Raw genomic sequence first — 17,395 nt, forward strand, 5'->3', positions numbered from 1 at the left:
ATGCAGCAGATCAGAACTATTTGAACCAGCCGATCGGTTCAGGATTCGTGTTGCGGTAAATATGCTTTGTTTCCGTGTATTCTTCCAATCCTTGCCGTCCAAGCTCGCGCCCGATGCCGGATTGCTTATAACCGCCCCACGGCGCCTGAGCAAAATAAGGATGGAAATCATTGATCCACACCGTGCCCATGCGCAGTTTCGCCGACACGTATTCCGCTTTCGCGATGTCCGTTGTAAATACACCGCCGGATAATCCATAAACGGAATCATTCGCAATCGCTGCGGCTTCATCGGCCGTCTTGAACGTTTCTACTGTTAATACCGGGCCGAATACTTCTTCTTGAACAATTCTCATCTCCGAGCGGCACTCGGTAAAGATTGTCGGAAGATAGAAAAAGCCGTCTTGAAGTTCAGGGTTTGCCGGCCGTTCGCCGCCGGTTACCAATTTGGCGCCTTCTTGTTTGCCGATTTCGACGTAACCTTCGACTTTTTCCCGGTGATCTTTCGAAATCAGCGGACCGCACATCGTCTCTTCAGCAAAACCGCTGCCCAACTTCATTCTTTCTGCGCGTTTGACAAGCTCCGCGACAAACTCATCATGAATGCTTTCTTCAACAATAAGCCGGGCTCCCGCCGAGCAAATCTGACCGCCGTGGAAAAAGACAGCATTCATCGCTTGATCGACTGCCGTTTCAAAATCGGCATCGGCAAATACGATGTTCGGATTTTTCCCGCCAAGTTCGAGCGCCAATTTCTTAATATTTAAGCTCGCACCGTGCATCACTCGTCTGCCGGTTTCGATCCCGCCTGTAAAGGAAATTAAATCGACTTGATGACTTTCAGACAGCTCTGCGCCGACATTATGGCCGGGACCGAGCACCAAGTTGGCGACGCCTTTAGGGACACCAGCTTCTTCCATTAATTCGAAAACTTTCACCGAAGTAAGCGGTGTAATCTCGCTCGGCTTCAAAATCAGCGTGTTTCCCGCCGCTAATGCCGGAGCAAGTTTCCAGGCAGCTTGCAAAAGCGGATAATTCCACGGCGTAATTTGGCCGCAGACACCGACCGGTTCACGGACAACTTTGCTTTGTGAATCCGGAATCGGCGATGCGATGATCTCACCTTCTTCTTTATCGGCAAGGCCGGCAAAGTATAAGAAAACATTTGCGATATCGTCCATATCTGCTTCGCTTTCTGTCAACGTTTTGCCGGTATCCAGTGTCTCAAGTTCAGCCAGTTCAGCTTTGTCGCGGCGAATTAACCGCCCGATTTCATAAACGATTTCTCCGCGCTCATTCGCTGGCGTTGCTGCCCAAGATCCTTCATCAAATGTTTCCCTTGCAGCTTGAATCGCTTTTTTGGCATCCTGCTCATTTCCTTCAGCAGCCTGCGCAATCACTTCCTGATTATATGGATTGATAATTTCCCGGGTTTCATTTGTACCGGCATCCACCCATTGACCGTTGATGTACATCTTTAATTGTTTCACCGAACTCCTCCTTTATCGTCACGATAACCGATTTGTTGAATGTTTTGTTAAGAAAATATTTTACGATTTTAACAACTATTAATGTATCACCGCCTTACAAACTTGTAAATATTAATTTTGTTAAAAATTTTTTATAAAAACTTTCCAAACTTGATACGACAGCATTTGTGACGATTTTTAAAATTTTTTCGGGTTTACAAATTCAAATTTATTAGTAATATAAGTAACGTGAACAAATCAATGAACTCTTTGAATAAATGAAAGGAGGTAGCAGGCGTGGCCGAATTTCTGGACGAAGACGCCAAACAGTCGATCGACAATGCAAAAGATCTTGTCGTGGACTCTCTCGCCGAAACAATGGATTTGTACGGGGTAACCCGCAGTGCGGGAACGCTTTACGGAACAATGTATTTCGAAGGCGATATGACACTGGATGAAATGCGCGATCAGCTCGGCATGAGCAAGCCGAGTATGAGTACAGGCGTTAAAAAACTTCAAGATTTTAATGTCGTTAAAAAAACGTTTCGCAAGGGGCAGCGTAAACACACGTATGTAGCCGAGCGGGATTTCTTCCGGTTCTTTGCTAATTTTTTCAGCTATAAATGGGAACGCGAAGTCGATATGAATTTAGAAGCGATCCGTACTGCGCAAAACCAGCTGGCTGATATTATCGCCTCGGAGAACCTTTCCGCTGAAGTTATTCAAGAAGCCCAGGAAACATACGATATTCTTGAACAGTCTAAACCGTATTACTACTGGCTGCAGCGGTTGGCTGCAATGGTAAAAAGCGGTGAAATCTTCGATATTATCCCGTTTTATCCTATGAATGAAGAAGAAGACTACGGTACAGGAGAACAGCGCTGAAAAGCTGCTGACTGTTTCGGCGCTATATACGCTTTCTGGTTGTGAATACACAATCCGACGGGCGTATACCAAGTTCAAAATTCGGAATATTGCGAAACTCTCATTATATACAGGAGGACTTATGTTATGAAGAAAACTTTGTTTTACACCCTTTCACTCAGTGCATTGGTACTGACAGCCTGCGGAAACGCAGACGGAGAAAATAACGGCAATGATAACAATAACAACTTGAACGACAACAACAATAACAACAACGAGGATACTGCGGGATACGATCCGGACGGAGAAGAAATTGAGTTAACGTACGTTGCTTGGGAATCTGAACTGGCATCGACAAATGTAATCGGCCAAGTGCTGGAAGAAGCAGGATACGATGTGGAACTGACCGTCGTTGAACAATCGCCAATGTGGTCAAGTGTTGCCAACCAGGAAGCTGACGGCTTTGTCGGCGGATGGCTTCCTTCTGACATGCAAGCAGAGTACGATGAATACGGCGACGACATTGTCGATCTCGGTCCGAACCTTGAAGGGAACCGTACCGGCCTTGCCGTACCGGATTACATGGACATCGAAAGCATTGATGAACTCTCTTCCGATGTTGTCGATGAAATCATCGGCATCGACGCCGGTGCCGGCATTATGATGTCAACCGAAGAAGTCGTGGATGTTTACGACCTCGATATCGATGTCACACCAAGCTCAGATTCAGCGATGACGGCTGCGCTTGACTCTGCGATCAACAGTGAAGAACCTGTCGTCGTTACGGCTTGGCAGCCGCACTGGAAATTTAATGCGTATGACATCCGCTTTTTAGAAGACCCGGAAGAAGTGTATGCCGCAGAGGAAGAAATTCGCACGATTGTACGCGAGGGATTAGAAGAGGATCACCCTGTAGCTTATCAAATTCTTGATAACTTCTACTGGGATCAAGAAGACATGAATGAAATTATGCTTGCAGTTGCAGAAGATGAAGAAGAAATTGAAGATGCAGCCGCTGACTGGATCGAAGAAAACCGCGATATGGTTGACGAGTGGCTGGACGTTGAAGAATAAAATAACACCGACCTAAACAAAGCGGACCGTTCACAATGAACGGTCCGCTTCAGATTGTCCCAGCTTCTTTTTTATTCGTTTGCAGTTTACAGCATGCAAACCAGCCGGTTATTTCGGGACGACAACGATACGGCGATAAGGTTCTTGTCCTTCGGAATACGTGGACACCTCATCGATATTTTGCAAAACGGTATGAATGACTTTGCGCTCATGCGAACTCATCGGCTCTAAGCGCACTTCCCGCTTCGTCCGCACCGCTTTCTCGCTGATACGCCGCGCCAGCGTTTCCAGCGCTTCCTTGCGGCGTTCCCGGTAACCTTCTGCATCTAAATATATGCGAATATAATTATCTGCATAGCGGTTGGCAACCAAGTTGACTAAATACTGCAATGAATCAAGTGTTTGTCCCCGTTTACCGATTAAAACACCGATATCCGCACCGGAAATATTAAAATACGTCCCGTCTGCCCGCTCTTCTTGATCGACACTCGCTTGAACCCCCATCTTATCGATTGTATCGCGCAAAAACAAAAGCGCTTCTTTTTGCGGATCAGGTTTCAAGCGCATTTCAACAAGAGCAGATTTTCCGCCGAAAAGACCGAAAATCGCCTTTTGCGGTTCTTCCAGTACATCGTATTCAACATTTCCCTGTTCGGCTTCAAGCTTTTCAAGTCCTGACTGAATCGCTTCATCTACGGTTTTACCAGATACGGTTACTTTTTTCACTTGTTCTTCGCTCCCCCCGTTTTAAGCTGATTCGAAGACTGTTTCCCCTTTTTCTCTTTAGCTTCATTTTTTTTCTGCTCATTCGTTTTGCCTACATTCGGACCGGTAATAAATTGTGTCTGCACAATCATAAAGAGGTTACCGATCACCCAGTAAAGAGCGAGTGCAGCAGGGAAAATCGAAGCAAACACCATAATCATTACCGGCATAATATACAGAAGCATGCGCATCTGCGGATTGTCTTGCACCATCATCATCCGCTGCTGTAAAAATGTTGTTGCACCGGCAATCAACGGCAAAATAAAGTAAGGGTCGCTGCTGCCGAGTTCAAACCACAAAAAGGTTTGACCGGTCGCTGCAGCATCGCCGACAATCTCAGGATTTATTTGCGGTGTGCGGATAATCGCGTGATATAAAGCGATCAAAATCGGCATTTGGATTAAAATCGGGAAACACCCGGCGAGCGGATTGACTTTGTGTTCTTGGAACAACGCCATCATTTCCTGCTGCAATTTTTGCTGTGTCTGCTGATCTTTCGCGCTGTATTTTTCACGCAGTTCCGTCATTTGCGGCTGCAAAGCCTGCATTGCTTTCGTACTCTTCGTCTGCTTAATCATCAGCGGTAAAATCAAAATACGAAGTAAAATCGTCACAAAGATAATCGCTACCCCGTAACTTCCGTTCGCAATTTCCGCAATATTAGTCAAAAGCCATGACAGCGGATAGACAAAAAACGGATCCCATATTCCATCGGTCCCTTCCGTAATCGGCTGGTCAATATTAAAACACCCGGTCATCAATAAGACCATTCCGATCATGGAGGAGAACAATAACATTCGTTTAACCACTTGCAGTTCCCCCTATCTTTCTTTAACAAAATTATCATCAACTTACGCCCTTAATATTATGGGAGTAACCGAATCTGCACTTATCCGTTCTCTTTTCCGCGCTCCTTCTTTTCCGGAACCGGATCGAAACCGCCTGGATGAAACGGATGACATTTGACGATCCGTTTTACCGTCAGCCAGCTGCCTTTTAAAGCGCCAAACCGTTCATACACTTCGATGCTGTATTGGCTGCACGTCGGATAAAATCGGCATCGCGGCGGAGTGAAACGCGAAATATAACGCTGATAAAACCGGATTGCTCCGATAAACAAACGTTTCATTATAAACCTCTTTCAATCATTTTCTTTTCGGCGGCCTTTTATTGAACAGTCTCGCTACGTTTAACACGTGCGTCAATGACTTTTTGATTTCATGAAAGTCCATCGTACTGACCGGTTTACGGGCAATAATGACAACATCCGTCTCTTTCTTGATGTTTGGAGCTAATTGCGAAAGCGCTTCTTTCATGCGCCGTTTAATCAGATTGCGGGTCACAGCATGCCCCATTTTCTTGCTGACGGATAATCCGAAGCGAGGATGCGGCTGTTCGGGCTTTTCCAAAAAATAAACAACAAATTGCCGGTTCGCAACTGATTTGCCGTGCTTAAAAACGCGCTGAAATTCTTGATTTTTTTTTAAACGGTACGATTTATTCATGACCGGCACCTCACTCCGACCATATAACGGTCAGTCCATTCTACATTATAAAGAAAAATTCATTTTCACGCTATCATTTCTCTTGATTTGAACCACGATTTTCGATTGTTGTCACGAAATTGAGAAATTTCTCCTCGTAACACAAAGAAAACCAGATCTGCTGTCACAGTGACTGCCGCATTGACCTGGTTCATCCATCACGCTTCGTTACAAAGTAAAGAGGATCACTGAGCAAACAGTGATCCCGTTTACGCTGATAATACTTTTCTTCCTTTACGGCGGCGGCGCTGAAGCACCTGACGTCCGTTTTTAGTTGCCATTCGCGCACGGAAACCGTGGACTTTTTTACGTTTACGGTTGTTCGGCTGGAAAGTTGCTTTACTCATTTTATGACACCTCCTGGAGTATAGTTCATTTACATCGAATACCTTTTCCATTTTTAGAAAAAGGAACGTTATAAGACATTCCTGTAAATTATAAAAACTTCTGTCGTATGTGTCAAGGTTCTTTTACCGCTGAACGTCGTTATCTTTCTTTGATTGTTGCTTCTTTTCTTCCTGTGGACAAATTCACGTCCTTTTTCTTCTCTCTGCACATCGTTATTCACATGTTTTGCACACGATCTAGTGCTGTGGATAAAATTTAAACACAAGCTGTTGAATGTTGTGGATAAGTTCACAGACCCTTTGCTTCTTCCTTTTATATTTGATATTATGTTGTTGTTTTTCCGGTGGAAAACATATGCTAGAATATAAACATATCCACAGCTGTGAACAATGTTGTGGATATGTTTTGCACACCTCTGTATGGATTTACCCACATAGCTGTGGATAACGTGCACAATTTCAATCCTTTCATATAATATAACATACGTCTTTTTTTGGGGATTATTTTTATACGTTTTTATTCAACGAGGGTGAACAGAAGTTATACATCGCCGTTCGACCTTGCCTGCAGACAAACTATCTGCAGGCAATCAGATGTCATTGGCCAAAAAGGAGGGTAAACAATTGGAAAATTTGAATGATTTATGGGAACAAGCGCTGACAAAGATCGAAGACAAAGTCAGCAAACCTAGTTTTGATACATGGTTTAAATTCACAAAAGCGGACACACTCGATCAAAGCACGAATACAATCACCGTCGTCGCTCCAAATGAGTTTGCGCGCGACTGGCTGGAAAACCGTTATTTCGGCATCATTACCGAAACACTTCACGAATTAACCGGTGCTGAGCTGCATGCGAAATTCATTTTACCGAAAGATGAAAACGATGATTTGGAAATGCTCTCAAACAATCCTCCCCAGCCGAATCCGCCCGATATGGACGGCGAAGGGGATACGACAAAGCATATGCTGAATACAAAATATACGTTCGATACATTTGTTATCGGCAGCGGAAACCGCTTTGCCCATGCAGCCTCGCTCGCTGTTGCAGAAGCCCCGGCAAAAGCGTATAATCCGCTGTTTATTTACGGCGGTGTCGGATTGGGCAAAACGCACTTAATGCATGCGATCGGCCACTACGTCGTCGATCATAACCCTGATGCTAAAGTGGTCTATTTATCTTCAGAAAAATTTACGAACGAATTTATCAACTCGATCCGTGATAACAAAGCGGTGGATTTCCGCAATAAATACCGCAACGTCGATGTGCTGTTAATCGATGATATCCAGTTTTTAGCTGGCAAGGAACAAACGCAAGAAGAATTTTTCCATACGTTTAATTCCCTTCACGAAGACAGTAAACAGATTGTTATTTCAAGCGACCGTCCGCCAAAAGAAATTCCGACGCTCGAGGACAGACTTCGTTCCCGCTTTGAGTGGGGACTGATCACGGATATAACTCCGCCGGATTTAGAAACGCGCATTGCGATTTTACGGAAAAAAGCGAAAGCAGAAAACTTGGATATTCCTAATGAAGTGATGCTTTATATTGCTAATCAAATTGATACAAACATCCGCGAGCTTGAAGGCGCCCTGATCAGAGTGGTCGCCTATTCATCGTTGATTAACCAGGATATGAATGCCGATTTAGCAGCTGTCGCACTAAAAGACATCGTTCCGAATGCGAAGCCGAAAAAGGTCACGATTCAAGATGTCCAAAGCGCTGTTGCTGCTCAATTTCAAATTAAGGTCGAAGATTTAAAAGCAAAAAAACGCACCAAAACGGTTGCATTTCCGCGGCAGATTGCGATGTATTTGGCCCGGGAGATGACGGACAGCTCCTTGCCGAAAATCGGCCATGAGTTCGGCGGACGCGATCATACAACCGTCATTCATGCGCACGAAAAAATATCCAAGCTTTTTGCCGCCGACGATGAAGAATTGCAAAAAAACATGCAAGAAATTACAGAACAGCTGAAATCTTAACAGCCTGTGAATAACCAGCGCTCAGTTGCGCACAGTTTATCCACATCTGGATAACTTACAGACACAGTCTTAATCGCGGGTTATCCACATACTAACAAGCCCTATTACTATGACGGTCTAATTATTAATTATTAAATATAATTAAAATACTGCTTATTAAAACTACAGCGCGAAGAAAGCGAGGGACTGCAATGCAATTTACAATTAACCGTGAACGTTTCGTTCAAAGCGTCCAAGATGTTTCCAAAGCCATTTCCCCCCGGACAACAATCCCAATTTTAACCGGGATAAAAATTGACGCAGCAGAAGACGGCGTCACACTGACCGGAAGCGACTCTGATATTTCGATTGAATCGTTTATCCCTGTTGAAGAAAACGGCGAACAAATCGTCACTGTCGAAACGGAAGGAACGATTGTTTTACAAGCCCGTTTTTTTGCCGACATTATTAAAAAACTGCCGGAAAATACGCTCGAGCTGTCCGTGACCGATCAATTTACAGCCCAAGTAAAATCCGGTTCGTCCGTCTTTAACATTAACGGACTCGACCCGGACGAATACCCGCGCCTGCCAGAGATTGATGAGAGCAGCGTGTTTAAAATGCCGAAAAACTTACTTAAGAGCATGATCCGTCAAACAGCTTTTGCCGTTTCAACAGTCGAAACGAGACCGATTCTGACCGGTATTCACTGGGCGCTTAGCGGGGAAAAGCTGACTTGCACAGCAACAGACAGCCACCGGTTAGCAATGCGCCATGCGGAAGTTAAGAGCAATGATGCTGATCTGTCCTTTTCAAATGTTGTCATACCGGGCAAAAGCTTGAGCGAACTGAGTAAAATCATCGATGATTCAGATGAATTGATCGACATCATCGTCGCGGAAAATCAAATCTTGTTTAAAGCGACGAATCTGTTGTTTTTCTCGCGGCTTCTCGACGGCAACTATCCGGCAACAGACAACATGATCCCGACATCCGGGAAAACGAATATTACGCTCGAAACGAAACATCTGCTTGATGCGATTGAGCGGGCCCTGCTTCTTTCCCGGGAAGGGAAGAACAATGTTGTCCATGTGAAAAGCCTCGAAGATGGCAAAATTGAAATTACCTCGGTCACTCCGGAAGTCGGCAAAGTCACCGAGCACGTCGCGACAAATTCGTACGACGGCGAAGCCTTGCAGATTTCGTTTAACGGAAAAAATATGATTGATGCGCTCAAAATTGTTGAATCCTCAGAGATTACCGTCGATTTCACCGGGGCGATGAGTCCGTTCGTGCTAAAACCGGCGGAAATGGATCATATGCTCCACCTTTTCAGTCCGGTAAGGACATACTAGTCTCTTATAATCAAGCGATCCTCCGCTATCCCGGGGGATCTTTTTTCACCTCACAATCTCCAGTAAAAGTCGTTGGCGTTTGCGGATAAGTTTTAGTACAATATAAAGTGAGAGTTTGTGTGCACGTATAAAAAACAGGCTGTAGAAAGTACGAAAGCGAGTGAATGCGGTGGAAGAAAAAATTGTCATCCAAACCCAATATATGACTTTGGGACAAGCGTTAAAAGAAGCAGCGGTCATCGATTCCGGCGGCCAGGCCAAATGGTTTTTAGCTGAGATTCCTGTTTTTATCAATGATGAACAGGAAGCGGAATCCCGCAGAGGACGTAAACTTTATCCCGGAGATACGGTTTATATCGAAGATGAACCGGCTTTTTCGATTACCGATGAAGAATAAGAGGTCAAAACATTGCACATCAATGAACTCCATCTAAAAGATTACCGCAATTACGAAGATCTCCACCTTTTTTTTGAAAACCGCATTAATGTCATTATCGGCGAAAACGCGCAAGGCAAAACGAATATGATGGAAGCCATCTACGTATTAGGGATGGCCCGTTCACACCGTACGCCGAGAGATAAGGAACTCATTCGCTGGGAACAGCCTTTTTCAAGGGTTGAAGGTCAGTTAACGAATCGGCACGGACCGGCCAAAATGGAAGTGATCTTTTCCAAGCAAGGAAAAAAAGTAAAGCTGAACGGGTTGGAAAAAAAGCGTCTGACTGATTACATCGGCGCTTGTACGATCGTTATGTTTGCGCCTGAGGATCTCGCGCTCGTTAAAGGCAGCCCGCAAATTCGCCGGCGTTTTCTCGATATGGAGATGGGACAGATATACACGGTTTACTTGTACTATCTTTCGCAATATCACAAAATCCTCAAACAGCGGAATCAGTGGTTAAAAGATGTCGCGCAAAATAAAACGGCGAAAAACGAAGCGTTTTTTGAAGTCATGACGGATCAGCTTGTAGAAGCAGGAGCTGAAGTCATTCAGAAACGCTTCGCATTTTTGCAAAAGCTGGAAAATTGGGCGCAGCCGATTCACGAAAATATTACGCAAGGGACAGAAACACTGGCGATTGATTATGTTCCGAGCGCGCCGGTCGATGCTTCGATGAGCACTGATGAGATAAAAACCGCCCTGAAAGCTGAATACGTCCGGCTGTTTGAGCAGGAAATACGCCGGGCAACGACCGTCTTGGGACCGCATCGTGATGATCTCAAGTTTCTTGTCAACGGTCATGATATTCAAGTTTACGGTTCACAGGGGCAGCAGCGGACGACGGCACTCTCTGTCAAATTGGCCGAAATCGAATTAATTTACGAAAAAACGGGGGAATACCCGATCTTATTATTGGATGATGTGCTTTCTGAACTCGATGATTCGCGGCAAACGCATTTGCTCGATACGATTCAAGGCAAAGTACAGACATTTGTCACAACAACGAATGTCGGCGGAATACACCATGAAATGCTGGAAAAGGCGACGATGTTTCATGTGACCGGCGGCTCGATTGATCAAACGGATTGAGGTGATGACCGGTGTTTATTCATTTAGGCGGGGATTTGGTCATGAAAACCGAACGGATAATTGCGATCCTGGATCATCAAAACCAAGGGATGTCGAAAGAAAATCAGGATTTCATGAAAGGCTATCAAGGGCAAAAGCGGACTGTTCATGTTACGGATGATCCGCCGAAGTCGATGGTCATAACCGCAGATGAAATTTATATGTCGCCGATCTCTTCGCAAACGCTGAAACGGCGGGCTGAGGCAAATAACGGCGGATTTGAACTGGAAGACAGCGAGGATGAAGAAATTAACTAATTTTCATATTAGAACACGAAGGTGTTTAAAAAAAGTGCAGGTGAATAAACATGGCTACAGAAGAAAATTCGTATAATGAGAGTCAAATTCAGGTTTTAGAAGGTCTTGAAGCTGTGCGCAAACGTCCGGGCATGTACATTGGTTCGACGAATGAAAAAGGATTGCACCATTTAGTCTGGGAGATCGTGGACAACAGTATCGATGAAGCGATGTCCGGTCATTGCGACACGATTGATGTCACGATAAAAGAAGACAATACGATCGTCGTGGAAGATAATGGACGGGGTATTCCGGTAGGCATTCATGAAAAAATGGGCCGTCCCGCAGTCGAAGTGATTATGACCGTGCTTCACGCCGGCGGTAAATTCGGCGGCGGCGGTTATAAAGTGTCCGGCGGACTTCACGGTGTCGGGGCTTCGGTCGTGAATGCGCTCTCCAGTCATTTGGAAGTCGAAGTGCATTTAGACGGAGAAATTCACTACATTTCTTTTTCGCGCGGAAAGATCACCACCGAGCTGAAAAAAATCGGCACGACGGAAAAAACCGGGACGATTATTCGCTACAAAGCTGATGAACAAATCTTTACCGAAACGACAGAGTACGATTTTGATATCTTGGCAAACCGTCTGCGCGAACTGGCTTTTTTAAACCGCGGTTTGAAAATCGGCATTACAGATGAACGCGAAGAAGATAAAAACGCGCAATATTATTATGAAGGCGGCATTAAATCGTTTGTTGAACACTTGAATCGGACAAAAAACACGCTGCATGATCCGCCGATTTTTATCGAAGGTCAGAAAGAAGGCATTCAAGTTGAGGTTTCGATGCAATACAACGACGGCTTTGCCAGCAATCTCTACTCGTTTGCCAACAATATCAACACCCATGAAGGCGGAACGCACGAATCCGGGTTCAAAACCGGTTTAACCCGTGTGATTAACGATTATGCCCGCAAAAACAATTTATTCAAAGAAACGGATCCGAACTTAATCGGTGATGACGTCCGTGAAGGGTTGACGGCGATCGTATCGGTGAAAATTGAAGATCCGCAGTTTGAAGGGCAAACGAAAACAAAACTTGGCAACAGCGAAGCGCGTACGATCACGGATTCACTCTTTTCCGAGCATCTCGCGAAATTTATGGCGGAAAATCCTGACGTCGCCAAGCAAATTGTCGATAAAGGGCTGATGGCCTCTCGCGCACGCGAAGCAGCGAAAAAAGCGCGCGAACTCACGCGCAGAAAGTCAGCGTTAGAAGTCAGCTCGCTGCCGGGGAAACTCGCTGATTGTTCCTCGAAAGACGCTTCGATCAGTGAGCTGTATATCGTTGAGGGCGACTCTGCCGGAGGATCGGCGAAACAAGGACGCGACCGGCATTTTCAAGCGATTTTGCCGCTTCGCGGTAAGATCATTAACGTCGAAAAAGCGCGTCTCGATAAAATCTTGTCGAACAATGAAATCCGTGCGATTATTACCGCCCTCGGCACAGGGATCGGCGAGGAATTCGACCTTTCCAAAGCGCGCTATCACCGGATTATTATTATGACCGATGCCGATGTCGACGGCGCGCACATCCGCACACTGCTGCTGACATTTTTCTATCGCTACATGCGGCCGCTGATTGAGGAAGGCTATATTTACATTGCTCAGCCGCCGTTGTATAAAGTGACGCAAGGAAAAGCGGTGCACTATGCGTTTAATGAAAAAGAAATGGAAGATATCGTCGCCGGGATGAACCCGACCCCGAAACCGGGTCTGCAGCGTTACAAAGGTTTAGGCGAAATGAACCCGACTCAGCTGTGGGAAACGACGATGGATCCAAGCATGCGTACAGTCTTGCAGGTAGGCCTGCCGGACGCGATGCTTGCCGATGAAGTGTTTGAAACGCTTATGGGCGACAGGGTCGAACCGCGCCGGGACTTTATTCAAGAAAACGCCAAATATGTGAAAAATTTAGATATTTAAAAGGGTTACAGTTTCCATGCAGGCGTCCCCTGCATGGTGCTCCTATTTTTACAGAGCGATCGACGAGATCGCAATCAGGCGAATCACTGCCGCGCAAAATGAGTATGTACATACTAAGCGGATTGAATTTGCTAAACGGAGGTACAGTCAATGTCTGAATCTGATCAGTCACGAGTAAGAGAAATTAATATCAATCAGGAAATGAAGACATCGTTTATGGACTATGCGATGAGCGTTATTGTCAGCCGTGCTCTGCCGGATGTTCGCGACGGACTCAAACCGGTTCACCGCCGGATTTTGTATGCGATGAATGAACTCGGCATCACAGCGGATAAATCGTATAAAAAGTCCGCCCGTATTGTCGGAGAAGTGATCGGCAAGTATCATCCGCACGGTGACAGCGCTGTTTATGAAGCGATGGTGCGGATGGCGCAAGATTTCAGCTACCGTTACATGCTTGTCGACGGCCACGGCAATTTCGGTTCTGTCGATGGTGATGCAGCTGCAGCAATGCGTTACACAGAAGCCCGCATGTCGAAAATTTCGATGGAAATGGTTCGGGATATTAATAAAGATACCATCAGCTACCAAGAAAACTATGACGGTGCAGAAAATGAGCCGGTCGTCTTGCCGGCCCGCTTTCCGAACTTATTGATCAACGGTGCATCGGGTATCGCTGTCGGAATGGCTACAAATATCCCGCCGCATAACCTGTCGGAAGTTATCGCCGGTGTCTTAGCGTTAAGCCGCAACCCGGAAATTACCGTCGAGGAGCTGATGGAATACATCAGCGGCCCGGATTTTCCGACCGGGGCTGAAATCGTCGGGATATCCGGCATCCGCCGTGCCTATGAGACCGGCAAAGGATCGATTATGGTCCGGGCGAATGCGGAAATTGAAGAAGTAAACGGCAAACCGCGGATTATTGTTGATGAACTTCCTTATCAAGTCAATAAAGCCCGTTTGATCGAAAAAATTGCCGAACTCGTCCGAGACAAAAAAATCGACGGAATTACCGATCTTCGCGATGAGTCGGACCGCACGGGAATGCGAATCGTGATCGAACTTCGCCGCGATGTGAACGCGAACGTCTTGTTAAATAACTTATTCAAACAAACAGCGCTGCAAACTAGCTTCGGCATCAACACACTGGCGCTTGTCGACGGCAGACCGAAAGTTCTCACATTAAAGGAATCACTGTATCATTATCTTGAACATCAAAAAGTCGTCATCCGCCGCCGCACCGAGTTTGATTTGAAAAAAGCCGAAGCGCGGGCGCATATTCTCGAAGGCTTGCGTGTGGCGTTAGATTACCTTGATCAAGTTATTGAATTGATCAGAGGCTCGCAAACGTCGGATATTGCGCGTCAAGGTCTGATGGAGAACTACGACCTTTCCCACGATCAGGCGCAAGCGATTCTTGATATGCGTTTAAACCGTCTGACCGGTTTAGAACGCGACAAAATTGAGAATGAATACAGTGAACTTGTTGAACGAATCAGAGAATTAAAAGCGATCTTAGCTGATGAAGAAAGAATTCTTGAGATTATTCGCAATGAGCTCACAGAACTGAGAGATAAATACGGCGATGACCGGCGAACGACGATTACGTTCGGTGAAGACAGCATGGAAGACGAAGATTTGATTCCGCGGCAAAATGTCGTCATTACTGTATCGCATCAGGGCTACATTAAGCGCCTGCCGGTATCAACGTACCGCAGCCAAAAACGCGGCGGCCGCGGTGTGCAAGGAATGGGGACGTATGATGATGATTTCGTCCGTCATTTGTTTGTCACCAATTCGCACAATCATTTGCTCTTCTTTACGAACAAAGGCAAAGTATACCGGATAAAAGCTTATGAAGTGCCCGAACAAAAGCGGACATCAAAAGGCACGCCGATTATTAATTTGCTGCAGATCGATCAAGATGAATACATTTCTGCGGTTATTCCGATCTCAGATTTTGATCCTGATCAATCGCTCTTTTTCATGACGAAATACGGCGTGTCGAAACGGACAGATTTAGCAGCCTTTAAAAACATTCGCCGCGGCGGATTGTTCGCGATTAAATTGCGTGAAGGCGATGAATTGCACGGGGTCCGTTTAACGGATGGAACGAAAGAACTCGTCATCGGCACAAAACAAGGCCTGTCCATTCGTTTCAATGAAAATGACGTCCGCCTGATGGGGCGTACAGCTACCGGCGTGAAAGGTCTGAATTTAAAAGCAAATGACGAAGTTGTCGGCATGGATATTTGCCAGCCGGATCAAGATATTTTGATTGTTACAGAAAACGGTTTTGGCAAGCGGACAAAAGCAGATGAATACCGTTTGCAAACACGCGGAGGCAAAGGAATTAAGACGTGTAATGTGACCGAGAAAAACGGAGAACTCGTCGCGTTAAAAGTGGTCTCAGAAGAGCATGATCTGATGGTGATTACGACAAACGGTGTGGTGATCCGTATGCATGTGGATGAAATCTCCCAAACAAGCCGTAACACTCAGGGTGTGCGTTTAATCCGGCTTGGTGACGAGGAGTATGTCTCAACGGTTGCGCGGGTTAACATTACCGAAGACGAAGATGAAGATGAAGACGAAACTGCTGTAATTGCTGAAGCCGGCGAACCGGCAGCCGAAGAAACAGAAGGATCTGAAGAAATTGCCTCAGATGACAATGATGAAGACGAGGATTAAGAATTGATCCGAACCGGACACAACAGCTGTTGTGTCCGGTTTTTCTTTGTGTATAAGGAAAAAAGACAGAAAACACAATTTTATAGCATTCATTATCATGCAAATTTTGGTACAATAAGACTAATGATTTTGACCTGTATACAGAGGGGCGAGGGACATGGATGTTCAAGTGATTGATTTAAAACCGGGAGTTATTTTGCAAGAAGATGTCTATAAAAAGACAAATGCTCCGATTATGCGTAAAAATACTGTATTAACAGAAGAACGCATACACATTTTAGAGCTTTTTTTCATCGATCGGGTCTCTGTGTATAACAAAACCGCAGACGGGTACACATTTTTACCGGAACACCGAAACGAAACCGAAACAGACGAACGCTCCTCCGGGACAGAAATCGAAGTAGACACGTTTTTAGACAGATATGAGCGTGCTGTTAAACAGTATAAGAAAATGTTTCAAAATTGGCAGGGCGGTCTGAAAGTCGATGCTTACGCGGTCAGGAGTCTTTTTTTGCCTCTGTATGAACTTGAACCGACAAAAAAGGAATTAAAAAATCTTTCCCGGTATTCAACGAAAGCGGAATACATTTATCATCACCCGGTTGCCGTAAGTATATACAGTGCAATGCTCGGTAAACGAATGAACTTGTCGAACGGCGAAATTATTCAGCTCGGATTGTCTGGATTATTAAGTGATTGCGGCATGGCAAAGCTGCCTAAGTATATTTTTAAAAAAGAAGGCGGGCTGACAGCAGATGAGTTTACAGAAATACGTAAGCATCCGGTCTATGGTTACCGGATGATTGAAAATGTTCCTGGTTTTTCTAAAGCCGCGATGATGGGCGTACTGCAGCATCATGAACGGGAAGACGGCAGCGGTTATCCTTTGCAGGTCAATGAAACAAAGTTGCACTTCTTTGCACGTGTGATTGCTGTTGCCGATATGTTTCATGCGCTGACATCTGAGCGGATGTACCGTTCAGCCAAGCTGCCTTACGAAGTTCTAGAAGCGATGAAAGAAGAACAGTTTGGCCAGCTGGATCAACAGATGATCAACCATTTTATCTCTTTAGTCACAGACTTAACCGACGGTCAAAAAATCAAATTAAACACCGGTGAAATGGCGGAAATTGTGCTGGTAAATGAAGAAAATCCTTTTCGTCCGGTTGTTCAAATCGAAGGTTCACCGAAACGGATCGATTTAGCAGCGGAACAAGACTTGCTCATTGAAGAAGAAGCGGTAGAGAGTTATTTTTAAATCTAATATTCTGAAATTTTTCCAAGGGTTGCTTTTATTTTTCGGCCTGTGCTATATTTGTATTCGTTGCTTTGAAAGCGACATAAACCAAAAAAATTAAGAGAGAGTTATTAACCGAAAAATGATTGACTTTCGTTTCCTTTTTTGGTATATTTAAAACTCGCCTTGCAGTTAGCAAAGCGATTCAGCTGCCCTTTGAAAACTAAACAAAAGCCAAGCGTAAAGTGGGATATAGTAAGAAGATATCCCGTCAATTTAGCAAGACAAGTC

The 17,395-nt window shown here is 45.2% G+C and carries 16 protein-coding genes; 10 read left to right on the forward strand and 6 right to left on the reverse strand.

The window, feature by feature from the left end; all coding sequences use genetic code 11:
- Positions 1–16: 16 nt before the first annotated feature.
- Positions 17–1,474: a betaine-aldehyde dehydrogenase gene (gene betB, locus EDD67_RS02845; protein WP_121440491.1), complete on the reverse strand. Its 1,458-nt coding sequence runs from the start codon at positions 1,472–1,474 to the stop codon at positions 17–19.
- Between the two features lie 303 nt (positions 1,475–1,777).
- Here betB and cudC point away from each other — a divergent pair, with 303 nt between their 5' ends.
- The gene (cudC, locus tag EDD67_RS02850) at positions 1,778–2,353 is read left to right on the forward strand and encodes a choline uptake/conversion transcriptional regulator CudC (RefSeq protein ID WP_121440492.1); all 576 of its coding nucleotides are present in this window, start codon (positions 1,778–1,780) and stop codon (positions 2,351–2,353) included.
- 126 nt (positions 2,354–2,479) lie between these two features.
- Positions 2,480–3,406 (forward strand): glycine betaine ABC transporter substrate-binding protein, encoded by a 927-nt coding sequence (locus EDD67_RS02855; protein ID WP_121440480.1) that lies wholly within the window; start codon positions 2,480–2,482, stop codon positions 3,404–3,406.
- A gap of 108 nt (positions 3,407–3,514) precedes the next feature.
- Here the strand turns inward: EDD67_RS02855 and jag are convergent, their stop codons facing one another.
- The 5 genes from jag to rpmH all read right to left on the reverse strand — a co-directional run bounded on the left by jag (position 3,515) and on the right by rpmH (position 6,062).
- On the reverse strand, positions 3,515–4,132 hold the full coding sequence (gene jag, locus EDD67_RS02860) for an RNA-binding cell elongation regulator Jag/EloR (RefSeq protein ID WP_093075042.1): 618 nt from the start codon (positions 4,130–4,132) through the stop codon (positions 3,515–3,517).
- On the reverse strand, positions 4,129–4,980 hold the full coding sequence (gene spoIIIJ, locus EDD67_RS02865; RefSeq protein WP_242006051.1) for a YidC family membrane integrase SpoIIIJ: 852 nt from the start codon (positions 4,978–4,980) through the stop codon (positions 4,129–4,131). Before spoIIIJ ends, jag begins: the two co-directional genes overlap by 4 nt.
- Positions 4,981–5,060: 80 nt before the next feature.
- Complete coding sequence (yidD, locus tag EDD67_RS02870) at positions 5,061–5,300, reverse strand: membrane protein insertion efficiency factor YidD (protein WP_093075045.1); 240 nt, start codon at positions 5,298–5,300, stop codon at positions 5,061–5,063.
- Positions 5,301–5,316: 16 nt separating this feature from the next.
- Positions 5,317–5,676, reverse strand: coding sequence for a ribonuclease P protein component (gene rnpA, locus EDD67_RS02875; RefSeq protein ID WP_121440481.1), 360 nt, complete (start codon positions 5,674–5,676; stop codon positions 5,317–5,319).
- A 248-nt stretch (positions 5,677–5,924) separates the two neighbouring features.
- Positions 5,925–6,062: a 50S ribosomal protein L34 gene (rpmH, locus tag EDD67_RS02880; protein ID WP_093075051.1), complete on the reverse strand. Its 138-nt coding sequence runs from the start codon at positions 6,060–6,062 to the stop codon at positions 5,925–5,927.
- A 624-nt stretch (positions 6,063–6,686) separates the two neighbouring features.
- On the opposite strand from rpmH, the gene dnaA reads away from it, so the two are divergent.
- From dnaA to EDD67_RS02920, 8 genes are all read left to right on the forward strand, one after another.
- The gene (gene dnaA / locus EDD67_RS02885) at positions 6,687–8,048 is read left to right on the forward strand and encodes a chromosomal replication initiator protein DnaA (RefSeq protein WP_218140986.1); all 1,362 of its coding nucleotides are present in this window, start codon (positions 6,687–6,689) and stop codon (positions 8,046–8,048) included.
- Positions 8,049–8,239: 191 nt separating this feature from the next.
- Positions 8,240–9,382 carry a DNA polymerase III subunit beta gene (dnaN, locus tag EDD67_RS02890; RefSeq protein WP_121440482.1) on the forward strand — a complete coding sequence of 381 codons (1,143 nt, stop codon included), beginning with the start codon at positions 8,240–8,242 and terminating at the stop codon, positions 9,380–9,382.
- Positions 9,383–9,551: 169 nt separating this feature from the next.
- On the forward strand, positions 9,552–9,779 hold the full coding sequence (gene yaaA / locus EDD67_RS02895) for a S4 domain-containing protein YaaA (RefSeq protein WP_121440483.1): 228 nt from the start codon (positions 9,552–9,554) through the stop codon (positions 9,777–9,779).
- A 12-nt stretch (positions 9,780–9,791) separates the two neighbouring features.
- On the forward strand, positions 9,792–10,913 hold the full coding sequence (gene recF / locus EDD67_RS02900; RefSeq protein WP_121440484.1) for a DNA replication/repair protein RecF: 1,122 nt from the start codon (positions 9,792–9,794) through the stop codon (positions 10,911–10,913).
- Between the two features lie 11 nt (positions 10,914–10,924).
- Positions 10,925–11,209, forward strand: a complete 285-nt coding sequence (gene remB / locus EDD67_RS02905; RefSeq protein ID WP_093075065.1) for an extracellular matrix regulator RemB — start codon at positions 10,925–10,927, stop codon at positions 11,207–11,209.
- A 50-nt stretch (positions 11,210–11,259) separates the two neighbouring features.
- Positions 11,260–13,173 (forward strand): DNA topoisomerase (ATP-hydrolyzing) subunit B, encoded by a 1,914-nt coding sequence (gene gyrB, locus EDD67_RS02910; protein ID WP_121440485.1) that lies wholly within the window; start codon positions 11,260–11,262, stop codon positions 13,171–13,173.
- 150 nt (positions 13,174–13,323) lie between these two features.
- Positions 13,324–15,867 (forward strand): DNA gyrase subunit A, encoded by a 2,544-nt coding sequence (gyrA, locus tag EDD67_RS02915; RefSeq protein WP_121440486.1) that lies wholly within the window; start codon positions 13,324–13,326, stop codon positions 15,865–15,867.
- 157 nt (positions 15,868–16,024) lie between these two features.
- Positions 16,025–17,125: an HD-GYP domain-containing protein gene (locus EDD67_RS02920; RefSeq protein ID WP_121440487.1), complete on the forward strand. Its 1,101-nt coding sequence runs from the start codon at positions 16,025–16,027 to the stop codon at positions 17,123–17,125.
- Positions 17,126–17,395: the final 270 nt, after the last annotated feature.

Origin of the sequence: Salisediminibacterium halotolerans, from assembly GCF_003814815.1 — a bacterium.
Classification (GTDB): domain Bacteria; phylum Bacillota; class Bacilli; order Bacillales; family Salisediminibacteriaceae; genus Salisediminibacterium; species Salisediminibacterium halotolerans.